This is a genomic window from Lacihabitans sp. LS3-19, assembly GCF_024343575.1.
In the GTDB taxonomy this organism is placed as follows: Bacteria; Bacteroidota; Bacteroidia; order Cytophagales; family Spirosomataceae; genus Leadbetterella.
Map to the genome: position 1 here is coordinate 77,909 of NZ_RJUA01000010.1, position 15,889 is coordinate 93,797.

A 15,889-nucleotide genomic window follows, 5' to 3' on the forward strand; every position below is an offset into this window, starting at 1 on the left:
TTCAAAAATGCTCAGAGCCTATTTAGGACAAATCGGTCATACGGCGGTTATTTTGGCTTTTATCACTTCATTAATAGCTACTTACACGTATTTTTTAAGTTCAAGAGAAAAAAATAAAGATTCTGATTTTTGGCGTTCTATTGCTCGAAAATCATTTTATCTGCATACATTTTTTGTGATAGGCATAGTGATTACGCTGTTCAGTATCATTTTTAATAAATATTTCGAATACCATTACGCTTGGGACAATGCTTCTCTAAGTTTACCTTTAGGCTATGCCATTTCATGTTTTTGGCAGGACCAAGAAGGCAGTTTTTTGCTTTGGATGTTTTGGAATGTTATTTTAGGTGTTATTCTTATTTTTTGGTTTAAAACCCGCAAAAAGAATTTCCTACATTTCGAAAGTCCAATGATGACAGTTTTTGCATCAGTTCAAGCATTTTTAACTTCGATGATTGTGGGTGCAGTATTGTTTGGCGAATTCAAATTAGGAAGTTCGCCATTTTTGTTGCTCAAAGAATCTATGCCAAATCTACCAGTTTGGAGCACTAACCCCAATTTTATACCGAAAGATGGCAACGGTTTAAATCCCCTTTTGCAAAACTATTGGATGGTAATTCACCCTCCTACTTTGTTTTTAGGCTTCGCTACTACACTGATTCCTTTTGCATTTGCCATAGCCGCACTTTGGAAAAAAGATTATACTGAATGGACAAAAATAGCCCTTCCTTGGACTTTGGTTTCTGGTGTAATACTCGGCACAGGTATTATGATGGGAGCCATTTGGGCTTATGAAACCCTAAACTTTGGAGGATATTGGAGTTGGGATCCAGTAGAAAATGCCGTTTATGTACCTTGGTTGGTTTTGGTGGCCAGCATGCACACAATGCTTTTAGCAAGAAAAAGTTCATCTGCCTTAAAAATCACCTATATACTCAGCATTCTACAGTTTATTCTAATCTTATACAGTACATTTTTAACAAGAAGCGGAATATTGGGCAATGCCTCTGTGCATTCATTTACTGACTTAGGTCTTTCAGGTCAGCTGCTTATTTACTTATTATTTTATGTAGTAGCCGCTGCTGTTTTGTTAGCATTTAGGTGGAAAAAATTACCAAAAGACGAAAAAGAGATTTCAACATACTCAGTTGAATTTTGGATATTTCTAGGCGTAACAACCTTGAGTCTAGCAGCTTTTCAGATTACTTTAACAACTTCCATTCCTGTTTATAATAGCCTAGCTGGATTATTTAACTATAAACTAAACATGGCCAGGCCCACTGACCCTCTGAAACACTACACGATTTTTCAGATGTGGTTATTTATTGGGGTGATTGTTTTGACAGGAATAGCCCAGTTTTTTTGGTGGAAAAGAATGGATAAAACTTCTTTCAAAAACCTCCTCAACCCATTGATTATTACGCTTCTAATTTCTGCTTTGCTTATTACTTTTACAGGTGTAAACAAATGGCAATACATACTTTTAGTTACTGCAGGAGTATTTTCTATCACGGCAAATCTTTCGATTTTATTTGAAATAATAAAAGGAAATTTCAAAGTAGCTGGAGGTGCCATTACGCATATTGGAGTAGCGTTGATGTTGATTGGAATTATGTATTCTTCCGCTTATGAGAAAATCATTTCTCAAAATGTGGCTCAAGAGAAAATTTTTGATTCTGAAAAAGACAATAAGGAGAATGTATTGCTGTATTACAATCGTCCAACGCAAATCAATGACTTTACCTTGGACTTCAGAGGTGAGTTTTTAGATGTAAGAAATGTTCCTGGGTATATAGAAAAACGATTTATTCAGCCGATTCCCGAAAGCGATTACCAAGGGATAGCAAAAGCTGATATAATGGATGGCGATAAAATTTATGCAAAAAGAGGTGATACCGTAGAATACGAATCACAAAACACATATTATCAAATTAACTATGCGAAAAAGGGAGAAAAAGACTTTAACTTTTATCCTAGATATCAAATCAACCCTAAAATGGGGAATGTGGCTTCGCCTGATATTAAAAAATACTGGAACAAGGACATATACTCGCATGTCAATTATGTAACTACCAACGAAGACAAAAACTGGAGTGTGCCCGAAAACTATTCAGTTTCGGTAAAAGACACATTTTTCTTAAACGATTTTGTGGCTATTTTAGAAGAAGTTTTACCAGTTCAAGAATTGGACGGATTACCATTAAACCAAGGTGATGTAGCCGCACAAGCTACGCTAAGAATACTTGAAAGAGATGGAGAAAAGCTTTTGAGACCAATTTTTGCAATAAAAAACCGAGAGGTTTGGAGCAAACCTGTTGTGAGCAAAGAACTTGGCATAAGGGCACAATTATTAGCCATAAACCCTGAAACTGGTAAGTTTACTTTCGGTATAAGTAGAGGAGAAAAAGAATTTGTTGTAATAAAAGCCATAGAAAAACCATTTATCAATCTACTTTGGTTAGGTACTGCTCTTTTAGTGATAGGTATGAGTATTGCGGCATTTAGGAGATTTAGAATCGCCATGAAATGATAAAAAACGGCCTCAAAATATTGTTCTTTATTGGCTTGATTTTTCTTAGCATTTTTGTTTGGGAAAAAATAAAATCATTTTCATTCTTTACCTCGGATAAAGTAAACACAACCCACAACATTGTGATAAACAAAATCACGAGTCTTGGGAAAATGGAATTGGTAAAATATTCTTTCAGAGATGTGGTAGAGCAAGAAATAATCAGAGATTTTTTGCCAGACCCCAAAGCCATTTTAATAGTTCAAGGCGAGGCAGTTGGATGTATAGATTTAAGTAGAGTAACAGACAAAGATGTTTTTACCATTGGTGACACTATTGTGGTCAATTTACCAACACCTGAAATCTGTTATCATAAGATTGATCATTCAAAATCTAAAATTTACAAAACAGATTATGCATTTATGAATGAAGCCTTATTGTTAGACGAGGCCTATCGAAAGGCAGAAGAGCAAATATTACAATCTGCTTTAAATTCTGACTTATTAGAACAAACCAAAAAAAATGCAGGAATAGTTTTAAAACCTATTTTAGAAAACCTCAGTGATAAAAAAGTAGTTTTCAAATTTCCACTTGAAGGAAAATTGAACAGATTAAAGTAGATGGTCATTTCTTCATAAAAATCATATCCAAACTGCCATTTTGACCGTAAATCCTTATTTTTGCAATTACAGCACTATTCTTGTAAACAAAACGTTGGAATTCAGTAAATTTGCATTTAATTAAAATAGACAATAAAAGAAATAAGATATAAAAATGTTCAATTTTTTAACTAAGAGTATTGCCAAGGTATTTGGCACAAAATCAGAGAAAGACATCAAAGGCCTAAGTCCTTATGTAGCAAGCACAAACGAAGAATTTCAAAAACTTTCAGGCCTTAGCAATGACGCTTTTAGACAAAAGACCATTGATCTTCAAAACTATATCAAAGAGAAACTTTCGCATATAGACAACGAAGTAATTTCGCTTAAAGAAAGCTCTGACAGCAACCCTGACATGGGAATAGACCAAAGAGAGGCTATTTTTAAAAAAATAGACGAACTTGAAGTAAAAAGAAATATCGAGCTTGAAGAAGTTCTTTTAGAAATACTCCCAAAGGCTTTTGCTATAGTAAAAGAAACCGCAAGAAGATTCAAAGAAAATGCTACCATCGAAGTTACTGCCAGTCATCTTGACAGAGAATTGGCGATGACCAAAGGCCATATAGAAATAGCTGGCGACAAGGCAATTTGGAAAAACGAATGGCTAGCCGCTGGTAACATGGTAAAATGGGACATGGAGCACTATGACGTACAGATCATAGGTGGTGCGGCTCTACATAAAGGAAATATCGCTGAAATGGCAACAGGAGAAGGTAAAACCCTTGTGGCAACTTTCCCTGCGTTTTTGAATGCATTGGCTGGCAGAGGAGTACATATTGTTACGGTAAATGATTACCTAGCTCGACGTGACTCCGAGTGGATGGGGCCAATATTTGAGTTTAATGGTATAACTTGTGACTGTATAGACAAGCACCCCTCAAACTCCCACGCTCGTAAAAAAGCATATAATGCGGGTATAACTTATGGTACAAACAACGAATTTGGCTTTGACTATCTTCGTGACAATATGGTCAATGACCCTGACGAATTGGTTCAAAGACCACCACACTATGCTATGGTGGATGAGGTTGACTCCGTTTTAGTCGATGATGCTCGTACACCATTGATTATCAGCGGACCAATGACCAAGAAAAACGATGATGAGCTTTTCAATACCTTAAAACCTAGGATTGCACAAATCGTTGAAGCTCAAAAACAATTGGTAAGTGGTTTCTTGGTAGAAGCTAAAAAATTGATAGCAGAAGGTGATAAAAAAGAAGGTGGACTATCATTATATAGAGCATTTAGAGGTTTACCAAAAAACAAACCTTTGATTAAATACCTTTCTGAAACAGGTAACAAAAAACTTTTATTAGAAACCGAAGGTATTTATTTGGCTGAAAACCAAAAACTTATGCCTCAGGCAGATGCTCCTTTGTATTTCACTATTGACGAAAAAAACAATTCGATAGAACTTACTGACAAAGGTTTGGACTTTTTGGCATCACATGACCAAGATGCTAATTTCTTTACTATGCCTGACTTGAGCATAGAGATGGCGGCTATCGAAAAAATGGACATTTCGAAAGAAGACAAAATCTTGAAAAATGATGATTTAATAAGAGATTATTCTACAAAAGCAGAGCGTATTCATGCGGTTAACCAATTGCTTAAAGCTTACACATTGTTTGAAATTGACGTTGACTATGTGTTAATGGACGGCAAGGTAAAAATTGTAGATGAGCAAACGGGTCGTATAATGGACGGTAGACGTTGGTCTGATGGCTTACACCAAGCTGTAGAAGCCAAAGAAAACGTAAAAGTTGAAGATTCTACCCAAACTTATGCCACTGTTACTCTTCAAAATTACTTCAGAATGTACCACAAATTGTGTGGTATGACGGGTACTGCCGAGACTGAAGCGGGTGAATTTTGGAAAATTTATAAATTGGACGTTATCTCAATTCCTACAAACAGAGAAATCGTTAGAGACGACAAACAAGACAAGGTATATAAAACCGTAAGAGAAAAATACAATGCCGTTGCAGACGAAATTGTAGAAATGGTAAAAATAGGCAGACCAGTGCTTTTGGGTACTACATCCGTAGAAAACTCGGAGCTGATTAGCCGAATGCTGACCATCAAAAAGATACCTCACCAAGTACTAAACGCAAAGCAACATGCCAAAGAAGCGGATGTTGTTGCCGAAGCTGGAAAACCGGGCACTGTAACTATCGCCACGAACATGGCGGGTAGAGGTACAGACATTAAGCTAACGCCAGAAAGTAAGCAATCAGGTGGATTGGCCATCATTGGTACTGAAAGACACGAATCAAGACGAGTAGACCGTCAGCTTAGAGGTAGAGCCGGTAGACAAGGAGACCCAGGTTCTTCTCAGTTTTTTGTGAGTTTAGAAGACAACCTGATGCGTATGTTTGGCTCAGACCGTATAGCCAAGGTAATGGACCGTATGGGTATGGAAGAGGGCGAAGTGATTCAGCACTCAATGATTACGAGCTCAATAGAAAGAGCCCAAACCAAAGTGGAGGAAAACAACTTCGGTATGCGTAAGCGTTTGATTGAATATGATGACGTAATGAACGTACAGAGAGATACTATCTATAAAAGAAGAAAAAATGCTCTTTTCGGCGATAGATTAGCTTTGGATATTGCCAATATTATATATGACACTTGTGCTGATTTGTTAGCTAGCACCAAAGGCGATTATGATGAGTTTGAGGTCAGATGTATGCAAAGACTTGGATTCAAGGCAGACATCAGCAGCGAAGAGTTTGCAAAAGGAGGATCTGGACTAAATCATAAATTATATGACCAAGCCGAGGCACATTACAAACACAAAAACGAAACTATAAGAAAAAATATCACGCCTGCATTAGCCAATATCCTCAAAGATAGACAAGCTATGGAAGGTGAGCCATTTATGGCGATTGTAGGTGATGGCAATCATCATTTGGCTATTTATGTTGACCTAAGAAAAACAGTAGCGACAGATGGGCGTGAGTTGATATTGGAAATGGAGAAAAACATCTCTCTAAATGTAATAGACCAAGAATGGAAGGAGCATTTAAGAGACATGGACGACTTGAAACAATCTGTTCAGAATGCTTCTTATGAGCAAAAAGACCCCTTGTTGATTTACAAATTTGAGGCAGTTGAATTGTTTCAGCAGTTTTTGAAAAAAGTAAATACCGAGACTGTAGGATTCTTAATGAAAGCCAACGTGGTAGAAATGAGATTCCAACAAGCTGCACCTCCTACCAGAACGGATAAACCGAAATTATCAACCAATAGAACGGATGATGGCTCTGGAGAATCAGGACCGGCAATGTTAACGCCAGCGAAATCACAGAAAGTGGCGAACAGAAACGACAGAGTAAACGTACAATACCGCAACGGAACCGTAAAACGCGACGTGAAGTTTAAAAACGTTGAAAATGATGTATTAAGCGGCGATGCTGTTTTGGTAGATTAAGGATATCAAATAAAAGAAATTAAAGAGGACGTGATCACAAAATCATGTCCTTTTTTTCGTTTAAATAAACATGAAATTAAAAATAATATTACATTTGTCAATATAAATAAAAGCAAAATGACTACAAATCAAAGTGATACCGCCCTTAGCGAGACCATCCATTCTTGGGGATTTGCTAGTATCCAGGATTTTGCAAGGGAACAAGCGAAAAACATCTTACAACAAAAAATAGCTCATTACCAATCTCAAATCAGCTTTTTTGAACAAAAATACGGATCTACTTTCGATACATTTTGTAAAGATTTTGACAAAATAACAAACCATTCTGTAATTGAAAAAGAAGATGACAGTATAAGATGGGAAGTAGCAATTGATGTCATAAAAGAATATAAAAATGATTTTTCCTCTATAAATGCATGAATGAGGTTTTAAAAGAATTTTCAGAAATTATAAATGAAATCAAAATTCTTCAAGAACGGAAAGATCAAAGAATTTCTGAATCAAAAATAAAAATACATTTCATTGATAATTCTCTTTTAGAAGCAACAGAAATCGAGGTATTTTCAATAAAAAAGAGAAAGTATGCCTATCAATGGATGAATGCAAAATTTGAATTAATAACTAGATGGGATAATGCAAATCATCACAAACATATTTCTACATACCCTCATCATAAACATATTGGGGCAGAAAATAACATTGTAGAATCTATTGACATTACATTAAACGACGTATTAATCGAAATTAGAGAGACAATAAAAAACACTTAATCCACCCCACCGTACTCCACCACTTTCGCTTTAGATTCCAATATCACACCATCAAATTCTCTTAAAACCAAATCTAGTGTTTCAAAAAGTTCTTCCTTTTCAAGTGATTGTACCAATTTCATTCTGTATTCTTTAAAATGCGGTAGTCCTCGGAAATAATTAGAGTAGTGTCTTCTCATTTCCAACATACCTAAGGTATCACCCTTCCATTGAATGGAGAAGTTGAGGTGTTGTTTTGCCGCATTTACCCTTTGCGTCATTGTTGGGATATCTAAGTATTCACCTGTTTTAAGAAAATGTTTGATTTCATTAAAAATCCATGGATAACCTATGGCTGCCCTTCCAATCATTATCCCATCTACACCAAATCTATTTTTATAATCCAAGGCTTTCTCAGGTGTATCAATGTCTCCATTGCCAAAAATAGGAATCTTGATTCTTGGATTGTTTTTTACTTTTGCTATTAAAGTCCAATCTGCCTCGCCTTTGTAGAGTTGTGCACGTGTACGACCATGAATACTTAATGCCTGAATACCCACATCTTGCAGTCTCTCTGCAACTTCTTCTATGTTTTTAGTACTTTCATCCCAACCTAATCTTGTCTTAACTGTCACTGGCAAATGCGTAGCTTTCACCACCTCTGAGGTCATTTTTGTCATCAAAGGAATATCTTGCAACAATGCCGCCCCAGCTCCTCTACAAGCCACTTTCTTTACCGGACAGCCATAGTTTATGTCTATCAGGTCTGGATTAGCACCAGTGGCTATTCTAGTACATTCGGCCATGGTATCCACATCACTTCCAAAAAGCTGAATGCCGATAGGACGCTCATATTCAAAAATATCCAATTTCTGCACACTTTTGTGAGCATTACGTATCAATCCTTCTGAAGACACAAACTCTGTGTACATCATATCTGCCCCGTTTTCTTTACACACCTGACGAAACGGCGGATCACTCACATCTTCCATCGGTGCCAGCAAAAGCGGAAACTCTCCTAATTCTATATTGCCTATTTTTACCATTCTAATCTATTGAACTGCAAAATTAAGCTTTTTAAAGTTTAGCTCCTTTTATTTTTACTAAAAAGCTAATTTATCAAAATAAAGAATTTTCAATTCAAGTTAGATTTTGACGTCAACTCTTCTTTAATTTTATCTATTTCATTTCTAAAATTGCTCAACTGCATTTTTAAAGATTCATTTTCAGTAGACAGCTCTTTAACAGCATTTATTAAAGGAATTACTAACTCAGAATATGAAAGGTTTAAAGTATGCGGCAAATCATTATCTTCAATTAAACCACTAAAAGTCCAGTTATTTTTTAACAATATTTCTTTTACATCTTGAGCAATAAGCCCATTTCTAACATTTTTATTTTCATCTGCAATGTAATTGTACTTGGCAGTTTTCAATTCATTTATAAAACTTAAACCAAGCGAATTATCATAAGAAATATTTTCTTTCAGTCTTTTATCTGAGTAATTAGTCCATGTGGCGTAACCACCTATCTGGCTAACATTTGCATCTCCAATCACTACTTTATTGTCTGTATTTACTTTGGCATTAAATCCTAAAGCCATAGCGTTTGATACACTTGTTGCGTATGGTGTGACATTAACACCAGAAGATGTCCCTAAAAATGTATTGTTATTTCCGTTTACAAGACTATTCCCCGAAGCTGTTCCCATGGCAGTGTTTCTTGAACCAAATAATAAATTAACTAAAGAATACACACCTAAAGCAGAATTTTCACCATGAATTAGTTCATTATTCTGAAGACTCTGAAGTGATGAATTTCCGACAGCGGTATTATTACTTGAATTATTAGTCATACTTAGCGTATTTACTCCTAAGGTTGTATTTCCATCTCCAGAAACTGCACTAGTGAATGAATTATTTCCAATTAAAACATTACTAATGTATCCCATCTGGTGGTAATTACTAGGAATTGTAAAGTTCTTGGCTACATTGTTTCCAATGGCAATTAGATTAATAGGAACTGAATTATTAATATTTTCATAAGCCAAATTATAAAGTGCTCCGTTGCCTATAACAATACTTTCGGAAAGAGATTTACTATTCCACATTGCATTATTTCCCAAAACGATATTCTTTTCGCCATTGGTATTTTCAAATAGTACCATACTACCCAATCCTATGTTATTTATACCATTATTATTATGAAAAAGTGCTGACAAACCAATTCCGATGTTATTATATGAGTTTGTTGAATACAATGCACTCGGCCCAATACCTATATTGCTATATCCTTGAATAGAATTATACATGGCTCTATCTCCTATGGCTACCGAATACCCAACAGCTGTGCTTTTTGCTAATGTTTTATGACCAATACCCACTACGGCTTCGCCTGAAACATTGGAATACATTGCACTATCTCCAATAGCAATGTATTTATTTGTCGCTGAAAGTGCCTGTGGACGATTATCAACAATTCCATTTGGCGAAATGGTGGTACTGTTAGAATTGGTTGTTGTGATGCTTGTCTGAGCACACAAAAAAAATGGAAATAGACAAAAACTCAATAAATAAAGTCTTTTTTTCATGATAAATGTGTTTTGTTTTTTTTATTATGGATAATTGATTAATTACAATGCTAATGTGTACGTTAATGGATTTTATTTCAAATATTCTCGCGTGGGTATGAGCTCTATATCCATTTTGTAGAAACCATTCATGATTTTTATAATCTCATTTGCAATCACGGCTTGACCAAATGCAGTTGGATATATTCCATCAGAAGAGAAAAAATTACCTGAAGGCCATCGAGCATTTACTAATACTCCATCATCCGAAACAACCGTACCCTTTAAAATCTTCTTGTAAAAAGAGTTAATATCAAAAATTGGCATTTTAGCATATTCACTTAATATTTTAGAATTTTCGTTTTTCTTCATTATCTCCTCATTGAAATTTCTTAAAGTATAAGCATCTAAAAGATAGCCTGTTCCAGAAGCATCCAAATTCTTTTTTTGAACAACCCATGGTTTAAGGTTAATATTTACATTGGGAGCCAATAAAGAATCAATGGAAGAAGAGCCAAATACTAAGGTTTCTCTACCAAATCCTGAAAAAACATGATATGTATCTTCTATTTTTTGTACTTGTTGTCTATAATTGGTACTGAAATAAGGCAGATCTTCGAAATCTGGACAGTTAATTATTACGCCTTTATTGAGTTGCTGACTAACCAACAGCTTGAAAATAGTTGAATACAATTCAGGACCAAACCCCGTTATGGCATCGGTAAAAACTTCAACTTTTGAGTTAATTTTTGTCTTTTCCAATTCTACCAAATCATATTTTAAACCAATTCCTACCGGTCTCAAAACCTCACCAATCAAAATATCTTGTAAACCATTTTCAAAAAGAAGAAAATCAAATTTGTTTTTATTGACACTAAGATCATAAGCAAAACTTTCCTGCGAACCATCCCGCTTTGACAGAAAATTTAATCCTCCGAACCTAATTCTATTGGCATCTCGATTATCAACAGCTCCTCGATTTGTAATATAATAATTATCTGTCACACCTAAAAATTTCTTTAAACGGCCATTTTCGATGGCTAAGTTATTTATAGCTTCCTTACGTTTTGGAACTGGCCCACCAGTCGGGTTAAAAGATGTGGGCACTTTTCGGCCCAATCCATTATATTCATTCTTGTCGAAAAGTCCATTCTTAAAATCAATTCCCATTTGATTGGCAATCAAAGTAGGATAAGAGGTTAACATTCCTTCATTAAATATACCTCCGTCTCTCATGCCCAGCATAAGGTTGCTTCCTGCTGCCACAAGCTTAAAAGGCTTTCCCTTTAATTCAAGTATTTTATCATTTTTGTGTTTTGTTAAGTAAGGAAATTTCGCAGGTTTAAGTTTTTTAGGTTCTTTAAATGTAATTATGGTATCACCAGTAACTACGGTTTCAAAAAGACCTACTTTTGAAAACTTGTCAACTTTATCTCTTTCAGTTTTATCATTTTTAGTCTTTACAGTATCCCCATCAATAACCACGAAAGCTGGAAAATCAATAGTAGGCTCCAAAATTTCTTTTGGGTTGCAGCTGAGCATGATGCTGGCTGCCAATAATGTAGTAATCATAATTTTTGTTCTCATTAGATTTTAAAAGTTTAAAATGTTTCTAATGGTCACATATTTCATAGTGTAGCTTTTAAAGAGAGGCAATGTGTGTTTCTCGGTAAAGGCTGTGGCTGTGATTTACGCAACGGTAATTTACGGTATCAAAATCAATAACGTAAAAATAAGCATCCTTAAGGTGTTTTTTTCAATTGATGCCCCAAATTGAAAAAAAAAAAAACACATAATCCTAATATTTAGCTAAATAAATTTTACAACATGATGAATATCAGTTTTTTATAATTGATTTATATCAAGTAGTAGTTCATTACAATTTGCCTTTTCAAATAAAAATCAAAGCAATAGAGAAGTTCTATTTTTTAAATCATCAACTATCATTGACCCTTGCAAAACAAAAAAGTTTAGCTCCTTTGAATTTCTCAAAAAAGCTAAACTTTAAATTAAACGCTGTTTTATTTTTATTGTATAACAACAGTAGTAGACTCCACCTTATCTTTCGATTTTACTCGTATCAGATAGTTACCGCCACTTATGTTTTGGGCTTTAAATGGTATCTCATTTTCTCCTTTTACTCCCACAGCTTTTTGACTTTGGTAAATTTTGCCTGAAGAACTTATCAAATCTATAGATAAATCGCTTGCTTCTTCTAAATATACTTTAACCTTAAACTCGCCATGATTGGGGTTTGGAAATACCGAAACAAATTTAGGTTGTTCTTCTTCTGTTGTATTCTGCTCGGTACTTTGTCTTGCTCCTCCTATTGAGGTATAAAAGGGCGTACCGTCAGGCTCGGTGGCAAACTGCCAGCCACTTGGGGTTGGAAACTCCGTGCTATTTGGTGTTTGTAATCCACCATAGGCACTATATGTCCAAGTAAAACAACCTACCAAACTGCTGTAAGAACCATTCGTAAGTGTTACGTCACCTCTGGTTAGCATTTCAGAACCTCTTACCAAGAATTTCTCTGGGTTTGTGGCAATTCGTTGTACCAACCACCATTGGTTATTATAATATTTGGCAACTAATGGATGGCCCGTAACTGTCCAAGTTCCCATTACCAGATTATGACTCAATGACGCACAAGGGCCTACCTGTACAGTAACACTTGTGGTTGGGCTATCAGGACAGCCTGATTGGGTACATTTTACTGTGTAAGTGGTAGTGCTGGCTGGGCTTACTACTATCGTGGCAGATGTCGCTCCTGTACTCCATAGCCTGGTGCCTGTGGCACAAGTGGCTGATAATGTAGAACTTTGACCTGAAATTATACTGGCTGGACTTGCAGACACATTGGTAGGTGCGGAAAGACCGCAGCTACCATTAGCAGTGTAAAATGGTGTACCATCAGGCTCATAGCCCAACGTAAAACCAGATGGCGTAGGAAACTCCGTAGAGTTGGGAACGGCCAAACCCCCATAGTTGCTATTCTGCCAAGCAAAACACGTGGTTAGGCCAGAATATGAGACATTATTAAGCGTTACATCGCCACGAGTAAGCATGTTAGAGCCTCTTACCAAAAACTTCTCTGGATTGGTGCCTATTCGTTGAGTAAGCCAATATTGGTTATGAAAATACCTTGCCACAAGAGGATGCCCAGTCACAGTCCATGTTCCCATCGTGAGGTTATTCGTAACTGCCGAACAAGGGCTATTAGAAACGTTTACTGTTACACCTACTACTGGGCTATCTGGGCAACCTGCTGATACACATTTAACAGTATAATTGGTTGTAACACTAGGCGAAATACTGATACTGTTGCCAGTAGATCCATTACTCCAAGTTACTGCACCATAGGCACATGAGGCAGCCAAGGTACTACTACCGCCCGAACTTATAGATGAAGGACTTGCTGAAACTGCGGTGGGAGCGATAGGTGGTGTTCCACAGCCACTTGAGCCACTTTGTAAATATACCTCTGCCCAGTCTGCGTGATCACAATAGTCGTTGGATCCCATGTTAACTATAAGTTCAAGCGTGTTTTTACCACTTACAGATACACTTTGGACAGTAGCTGGTTGCCAATAAGTTTTAGTAACAGGCCCATAAATAATAACGCCATCGGCTTTGATACTAAACTGCACCCCATCGCCGCAATTTGATTCATCATCTTGCCCAATTTTAAAATTGAAGGTATTATATTGCCCCCCAAGATTATAGGTTAAACTGCTATTGGCATGCACGCCTATGCCTTGGGTATATTGTGTATCAGCTATCTTCATCGTTATGTTACCAAATGATTTATTTAATCTGTAATAGCCTGAAGTGATGGTGGGGTTTAGCGAGGTGAGTGGGGTAGTAATGGAGGTTGATCCCTCCTGAGTGATCGTAAAGGAAGTTGAAACCCCTCCTCCTACCTCTGAAACTACAACTGTCCCACTTCTCAAATTGCCAGAATTCATATCAAGTGATAATCTAAGGTTCTCTTCGCCACCATTTGAAACAAACTGTATGTTATTAACCCAAGAAGGCTTTGAACTTATCTCCCAAACTACATTTTCAAATCTTAATTCATTACTAATTGTGGAACTATTTGATGGAGCATCCATACCAAAAATACGCTTCCACAACGTTTTCTTTGCCGGAACTTGGTTTAAATTAGTGGCAATGTAGGGTTGACATGCCCTGAACTTACCATTCGCATCTTCTACATAAGCAGTCAACCATTGTGAATTTGGAATATCCGCATTAAACGTCCAGCTATTAGAGTTTAAATTAGTATTAAGGTAGGTATTACCAGAAGGTCCTAATGGTAAACCTGTACCAGAATAAACCCCCTTCTCGTCAGTTGTAAAATAATATTTTGCTCCAGGAATTGACTCATAAGTTATTGTTATATTGGATCCAGATTGACTAATAGATGATATTTTCACCAAATCTTGCGGAGCTACTCCAGTACTACTCGAATGGTTTTGATAAATCTTTGTATACCACCTATCACCCATTTCCTGTAGTGTATTCTTAGAACCGTAGAGCTTATTTCCTGAATAATGTAATTTATTAGTTTCGTCTCTTGAGTCACCCGTAATATTATCAGAATCGGTAACCCCTTCAAAGACTTTATTTGTAAGGTTTACAACAGCTGCTTGTTGTCCAGTAATTCCCGAATGGATATAATAATGTGTAGCTCCTCTTTGGCTATTATTTGGCAATTGAATGGGACTACTTAATCCTGATTTTCCGGTATCATTTATTATATTTCCCTTCCCAGTAAACATTGACACTTGAGAAACATACCAAGATAAATTAGTGCCAGAATTCAATACTTGCCTAGATTTATTAATAATATCATTTAATCTAGCACTATAATCTGAAATAACCTGAGTTGTATTGTTGTAATCGCTCCAACTATTATCTCCAGGTGCTTGTGACAAAATTGCCGCATCTTGCTCACCTTGATGCCAAAGGATAGATTTCACTCCACAGATTCCGCCATACATCCCCAGAGTTCTAAAAAATTTCTTTGCGTTATTATTTATTAAGTTACCTTGACCATCTTTAACTCCCCATTCGCTTACAAGGCCACTTCCATGGTACGCAGTATTTAAAAAAAGTGTTGGAGTATTGTTGGTTGATGCAATTTTTTGACCTAGAGCAGCCCAATACCAAGAGGCATGTCCATTAGGAAATATGTAGATTGGTTCACTAAATTTGTTCGTACCATGTCGTAAATATTCAAATTTCTTCTTGTAAGGCAAACCTAAAACATTACCATCTATCGGACTCAAATCGTTGTAAGGATTAAGAACATCAGTCACCGAGGATGCCCAATCCCATCTACCATTATAATTTAATGTTCTGGTTATTTTCGGCCCAAAATTGTTTACATTTTCTAAAAAAGAAACAGTAGCATCTTCTGAACCAGAAAAATCGAACATACCACGCCGATTGGTTTTAATTTCATTAAATTCAGGGGTTAATACTGTACCATCACCAACTGGTCTATTCAAAAAATTATATGCAGAAGCATTAGATTGCCCAGCGATAACATAAACATCCCCAATTCCAAAAGTGACGTAATCTGCAAACAGCTTAAAACCAGGATTTGGTTCATAATAAATTTCTAAAGAATACCATCCCTCTGAAAGACCAGAAAATTTGGCATGATAAGTATACATGTCTCCATTACTTTTACTGGTAAGATTCGGCAAAGACGTGATAACTCCCGTTTGGATTTCAGTATTCGAGTAAGGTATTCCTAAACCTTTGTAAAGTCTAAATTTCCAATTAGAATTGATTTGGCGTACTTGTATTGAAACCGTAACGGAATTAGAACTCGAAGTTCGTTGAAAAACTATACCATCAGCAGGATAGGTAATTTTACCAAATAAATTGGTTTGGGCGATACTAAAAAAAGAGCATAGCAAAGCCATTGAAAGAACTATAAATTTTTTCATGTTAAAT

Annotated in this window: 9 protein-coding genes; 5 read left to right on the forward strand and 4 right to left on the reverse strand. The window is 36.1% G+C overall.

Annotation, left to right across the window (positions count from 1 at the left end; translation table 11 throughout):
* Positions 1 to 7 precede the first annotated feature (7 nt).
* The 5 genes from ccsA (at position 8) to EGI22_RS10140 (ending at position 7,371) form a co-directional block, all read left to right on the forward strand.
* Positions 8 to 2,530: a cytochrome c biogenesis protein CcsA gene (ccsA, locus tag EGI22_RS10120; protein WP_255068197.1), complete on the forward strand. Its 2,523-nt coding sequence runs from the start codon at positions 8 to 10 to the stop codon at positions 2,528 to 2,530.
* Positions 2,527 to 3,129 carry a DUF4230 domain-containing protein gene (locus EGI22_RS10125; protein ID WP_255068198.1) on the forward strand — a complete coding sequence of 201 codons (603 nt, stop codon included), beginning with the start codon at positions 2,527 to 2,529 and terminating at the stop codon, positions 3,127 to 3,129. The genes ccsA and EGI22_RS10125 overlap by 4 nt, the downstream gene beginning before the upstream one ends.
* A gap of 154 nt (positions 3,130 to 3,283) precedes the next feature.
* Entirely contained in the window at positions 3,284 to 6,601 is a 3,318-nt protein-coding gene (secA, locus tag EGI22_RS10130; protein ID WP_255068199.1) for a preprotein translocase subunit SecA, read from the forward strand.
* Between the two features lie 117 nt (positions 6,602 to 6,718).
* Positions 6,719 to 7,021 (forward strand): hypothetical protein, encoded by a 303-nt coding sequence (locus EGI22_RS10135; protein ID WP_255068200.1) that lies wholly within the window; start codon positions 6,719 to 6,721, stop codon positions 7,019 to 7,021.
* Entirely contained in the window at positions 7,018 to 7,371 is a 354-nt protein-coding gene (locus tag EGI22_RS10140) for a DUF6516 family protein (RefSeq protein ID WP_255068201.1), read from the forward strand. The genes EGI22_RS10135 and EGI22_RS10140 overlap by 4 nt, the downstream gene beginning before the upstream one ends.
* On the opposite strand, the gene dusB is transcribed toward EGI22_RS10140, so the two are convergent.
* The 4 genes from dusB to EGI22_RS10160 all read right to left on the reverse strand — a co-directional run bounded on the left by dusB (position 7,368) and on the right by EGI22_RS10160 (position 15,882).
* Entirely contained in the window at positions 7,368 to 8,396 is a 1,029-nt protein-coding gene (gene dusB / locus EGI22_RS10145) for a tRNA dihydrouridine synthase DusB (RefSeq protein WP_255068202.1), read from the reverse strand. The genes EGI22_RS10140 and dusB overlap by 4 nt on opposite strands.
* 89 nt (positions 8,397 to 8,485) lie before the next feature.
* The gene (locus EGI22_RS10150; protein WP_255068204.1) at positions 8,486 to 9,940 is read right to left on the reverse strand and encodes a tail fiber domain-containing protein; all 1,455 of its coding nucleotides are present in this window, start codon (positions 9,938 to 9,940) and stop codon (positions 8,486 to 8,488) included.
* A 72-nt stretch (positions 9,941 to 10,012) separates the two neighbouring features.
* Positions 10,013 to 11,506, reverse strand: coding sequence for a hypothetical protein (locus tag EGI22_RS10155; protein ID WP_255068206.1), 1,494 nt, complete (start codon positions 11,504 to 11,506; stop codon positions 10,013 to 10,015).
* 440 nt (positions 11,507 to 11,946) lie between these two features.
* The gene (locus EGI22_RS10160; RefSeq protein WP_255068208.1) at positions 11,947 to 15,882 is read right to left on the reverse strand and encodes an NPCBM/NEW2 domain-containing protein; all 3,936 of its coding nucleotides are present in this window, start codon (positions 15,880 to 15,882) and stop codon (positions 11,947 to 11,949) included.
* Positions 15,883 to 15,889 lie beyond the last annotated feature (7 nt).

Excerpts from the sequence above, each read along its gene's own strand:
- ccsA (WP_255068197.1), top strand. The coding sequence starts at position 8 with ATGCTCAGAGCCTATTTAGGACAAATCGGTCATACGGCGGTTATTTTG.
- EGI22_RS10125 (WP_255068198.1), top strand. The coding sequence starts at position 2,527 with ATGATAAAAAACGGCCTCAAAATATTGTTCTTTATTGGCTTGATTTTT.
- secA (WP_255068199.1), top strand. The coding sequence starts at position 3,284 with ATGTTCAATTTTTTAACTAAGAGTATTGCCAAGGTATTTGGCACAAAA.
- EGI22_RS10135 (WP_255068200.1), top strand. The coding sequence starts at position 6,719 with ATGACTACAAATCAAAGTGATACCGCCCTTAGCGAGACCATCCATTCT.
- EGI22_RS10140 (WP_255068201.1), top strand. The coding sequence starts at position 7,018 with ATGAATGAGGTTTTAAAAGAATTTTCAGAAATTATAAATGAAATCAAA.
- dusB (WP_255068202.1), bottom strand. The coding sequence starts at position 8,396 with ATGGTAAAAATAGGCAATATAGAATTAGGAGAGTTTCCGCTTTTGCTG.
- EGI22_RS10150 (WP_255068204.1), bottom strand. The coding sequence starts at position 9,940 with ATGAAAAAAAGACTTTATTTATTGAGTTTTTGTCTATTTCCATTTTTT.
- EGI22_RS10155 (WP_255068206.1), bottom strand. The coding sequence starts at position 11,506 with ATGAGAACAAAAATTATGATTACTACATTATTGGCAGCCAGCATCATG.
- EGI22_RS10160 (WP_255068208.1), bottom strand. The coding sequence starts at position 15,882 with ATGAAAAAATTTATAGTTCTTTCAATGGCTTTGCTATGCTCTTTTTTT.